2 protein-coding genes are annotated in these 4250 nt (G+C 55.5%); both read left to right on the forward strand.

The window, feature by feature from the left end; translation table 11 throughout:
* The first annotated feature begins 484 nt into the window (after positions 1–484).
* Positions 485–1717, forward strand: coding sequence for a nitrate/nitrite transporter (locus L692_RS0125930; RefSeq protein WP_025702801.1), 1233 nt, complete (start codon positions 485–487; stop codon positions 1715–1717).
* Between the two features lie 39 nt (positions 1718–1756).
* Positions 1757–4250 (forward strand): molybdopterin oxidoreductase family protein (locus L692_RS0125935; protein ID WP_025702802.1); only part of this gene is annotated, 2494 nt, incomplete at its 3' end.

Raw genomic sequence — 4250 nt, forward strand, 5'->3', positions numbered from 1 at the left:
TGTCTCCAATTCTAAATATTAAATGCCGAATATATAGTACGTGAGCTTCAAGCGTTCCGTTTCCGTAAAAACATGTCAGTTTACATCCCACAGTATTCCGGAAAAGCAATATACAAGCATCAAAATTAATTATTTTAAATTTTTATGTTATTTTTATTGACATTAATTTAAAAGCAAATTATATTGGCATTATAAGATTTCAGGGCGACGGCCGATTCGCACAATGTTGTGAACGGATAGGCCGGTTGTACTGCTGTTCCTACAATTATAAAAATAAGCCACAATGTTGTGGCTGTATTGGCAACGGGGCCGATTAACGAAATCCGCAATACATGCGGGTTCTGTCAGTCGGCCCTTTTTTGCCATTTCTTACTCTTGCAAGGAGGCGATGTCAGCATACAAGCAGTTTGAGCTACGGTAATACCAGAAACCAGCATGTCTCTTAACAACACTGCGGATTGTCCATAAAAGGAGGAAGCTAGAGATGGAAGCTAAAAGTTTTCGCAAGGCCGGTCATTCCCCGAGTTTATTGTCAGCTTTTTTATATTTTGATGTCAGTTTCATGATTTGGGTGCTGTGCGGTGCTTTGTCACTCTATATCACCAAGGACTTCGGCTTAACGGATACCCAAAAAGCGACGATGGTTGCAATCCCCATTCTGGGCGGCTCGGTATTCCGGATACCGATGGGAATATTGGCGGACCGGATTGGCTGTAAAAAAGCGGGCCTTATCGGGATGTCTCTCACCCTGATTCCCCTGCTCTGGGGTTGGCTCGGCGGAACCAGCCTGCTGGAGATCCAGATGATCGGCTTCCTGCTCGGTTTCGCGGGCGCGAGCTTTGCCGTATCGCTCTCCCTCGCCAGCCGCTGGTATCCTCCGCAGTATCAGGGTCTCGCGATGGGCATTGCCGGAGCAGGGAACAGCGGAACGGCGCTGGCCACCTTTTTCGGGCCGCAGATCGCCCAGGCTTACGGTTGGCATAATGTCTTTGGCATTGCCATGATCCCGCTGATTATTGTCATGATCGTATTCGCTATTTTGGTCAAAGATGCCCCGAATGCCCCTGCGCCGAAGCCGCTTAAGAATTACCTCAGTGTCTTCAAGCATGCGGATACCTGGTGGTTCTCGATGTTCTATGCCATTACGTTTGGCGGCTTTGTCGGGTTTGCCAACTATGCGAGCATTTTCTTCTATGATGTGTACGGCGACAGTACCCACCCCGGCGGTTTGACCAAAGTACAGGTAGGGTATCTGGTCACTATTACCGTCATCGCAGGCAGTCTCTTCCGGCCTGTCGGGGGCTGGATCGCGGATAAAATCGGCGGGATGCGTCTCCTGGTTATTTTATACAGTGTCATTTCCGTATGTGCGTTTGCGATTTCAACCATGCCGGATTCTTTCTTTGTAATGCTTCTGTACACCAGCGTGATGATGGCCTGCCTTGGCATGGGGAACGGATCGGTATTCCAGATTATCCCTCAGCGCTTCTCCAGTGAAATCGGAGTCATTACCGGAATCGTCGGCGCCGCAGGCGGTCTGGGCGGATATCTGCTGCCTACATACATCCTCGGGCCGCTGAAGCAATCCACAGGCTCCCAGGTTACAGGCTTCCTTGTTGTAGGTTCTATCGTGCTGATTACAACGCTTATTTTTTACGCCGTTACCCGTTCCTGGAGAAAGACCTGGGCAAAAGCGGAATCGGGCGTCAATTTCTAAAATGGTGGACTTAGAGCTTCGGTGGGGGTGAATCAACACATGACAACGAAAAAAGTAAAAAGCGTCTGTCCTTACTGCGGCGTTGGCTGCGGAATCGTACTCGAAGTTTCCGGTAACCGCGTTGTCAAACTCACCGGAGATAAAGAGCATCCGGCCAATTTCGGCAGACTGTGCACCAAAGGCAGCACTGCGGCGCTGGCCATCGCGGAATCCGGGCGAATGGAATACGCGTATACGCGTCAGGTCCGTACAAGCCAGCCCGCCAAAGTGAGCATAGATGCAGCCATCAGCGAAACGGCCCGGCGGCTTCGGGCCATTCTTGACGAGCACGGCCCGGATGCCCTCTCCTTCTATGTCTCGGGGCAAATGTCGCTGGAGGCCCAGTATCTGGTCAACAAGCTGGCCAAGGGCTTCATAAGAACGAATAACATTGAATCCAATTCACGCCTGTGCATGGCGAGCGCCGGGAGCGGCTACAAGCTGTCGCTTGGAGCGGATGGGCCTCCGGGGTCCTATCAGGATATGGATCGAACCGATTTGTTCTTCGTCATTGGAGCCAATATGGCCGACTGTCATCCGATACTGTTCCTTCGCCTGATGGACCGGGTTAAAGCGGGAGCGAAACTGATTGTGGTGGACCCGAGGCGTACGGCTACCGCGGAGAAAGCGCATCTGTTCATGCAAATCCGGCCCGGAACGGACCTCGCCCTGCTTAACGGCCTCCTGCATCTGCTTGTAAAGAACGGCCATACGGACCCGGAGTTCATCGCCGGGTTCACCTCCGGCTTTGGCAGCATGCCGGAATTTCTGGAGGATTATCCGCCGGACAAGGTGGCCGAAATTACCGGCATCCCCGAGGCGGATATCCGCACAGCCGCCGAGTGGATCGGCGCGGCGCCGAATTGGATGACCTACTGGACCATGGGCCTCAACCAGAGCACGCACGGCACCTGGCACACGAACGCCATCTGCAATCTGCACCTCGCCACAGGAGCGATATGCCGCCCGGGCAGCGGCCCCTTCTCCCTCACCGGCCAGCCCAACGCCATGGGCGGCCGGGAGATGGGTTACATGGGACCGGGCTTGCCCGGCCAGCGTTCCGTCCTGGACGAAGCCGACCGCAGGTTCATTGAGGAAATGTGGAAGGTTCCTCAAGGCACCCTTCGTACAGAGGTGGGCAACGGCACCGTCTCCATGTTCGAAAGCATGAAATCCGGCGATATCAAAGCTTGCTGGATTATCTGCACCAATCCGGTGGCCACCGTTCCGAACCGCAAGAACGTAATTGCCGGTCTGGAGGCTGCCGAGCTGGTCATCGCGCAGGATGCCTTCCTGGATACCGAGACGAACCGGTTCGCGGATATCCTGCTGCCCGGCGCTTTGTGGTCCGAAGGCGAAGGCGTGATGATTAATTCCGAACGCAATCTGACCTTGATGCAGAAAGCGGTCGACCCGCCTGGAGAAGCTCTTCCCGACTGGCAGATTATCGCCCGGGTTGCTTGTGAGATGGGCTATTCCGAAGCCTTTGCCTACGGCTCCCCGGCGGAGGTCTACCGGGAAATCCAGCAGGCTTGGAACCCGAAGACCGGCTATGACCTCCGGGGCGCGACTTACGAAAGGCTGCGTGAAACGCCTGTTCAGTGGCCCGCTGCGCCAGGCAGTCCAAGCGACCGGAACCCGATCCGCTATTTGAACGGGGAAGCCGGAGATACGCCGAGTGAGCCTGCAAGCGGGCGCTCGCCGCGCATCCTGTTCCCTACACCAAGCGGAAAAGGAATCTTCTGGGCGCGTCCGTATCTGCCGCCTGCGGAAATGCCGGACAGCGATTATCCCTTCGTGCTGAATTCCGGCCGCTTGCAGCATCAATGGCATACGCTGACGAAGACGGGTAAGATTCAGAAGCTGAACAAGCTGAACCCGGGCCCCTTTATTGAAATTCACCCGGATGATGCGGCGATGCTCGGAATTAAGGAGAGCGATTCGGTGGAAATTCGCTCCAGCCGGGGGCGGGCCGTTCTTCCGGCGGTCCTTTCAGACCGGGTGCGCCCCGGAAATTGCTTCGCCCCCTTCCACTGGAATGACCGGTTCGGGGCGAATCTGGCGGTAAACGACGTTACGAGCGACGCTGTCGATCCCCTGTCCCTTCAGCCGGAATTGAAATATTGCTCCGTCTCGTTGGTGAAAGCAGCGGCTCTTCCGCTGGCGGAGCAGAAGCTGCCGGACAATCATGAAATTCAAGCTCCACGCGGGGCCAGCGCTGTGGCTGTCAATCCGAAGGAGGCATTGTATATGGCGCAACTGGATACGCTCGAAAGCATGCTCGGCCTTCAATCCCCCAAAGCGGTGACGCTGGATCATCATGAGCAGGCCTATCTGTCGGGCTTCATTGCCAGTCTGCGCACCGGGGATTCGCAGGCGGCATCCGGCGTTCCGGTGCTGCCCCCCGCCGCGCCGCTTGAACCGATCAAGCGCTATTGGGTGGACGGCCTGCTGGCCGGGATGTTCTCCCGCAGCTCTCTGGAAGATGCGGCAG

The sequence above is a fragment of the Paenibacillus forsythiae T98 genome (assembly GCF_000520735.1).
Taxonomy (GTDB): Bacteria; Bacillota; Bacilli; order Paenibacillales; family Paenibacillaceae; genus Paenibacillus_AQ; species Paenibacillus_AQ forsythiae.

Coding starts and splice junctions, on each gene's coding strand:
- L692_RS0125930 (WP_025702801.1), top strand. CDS start 485: ATGGAAGCTAAAAGTTTTCGCAAGGCCGGTCATTCCCCGAGTTTATTG.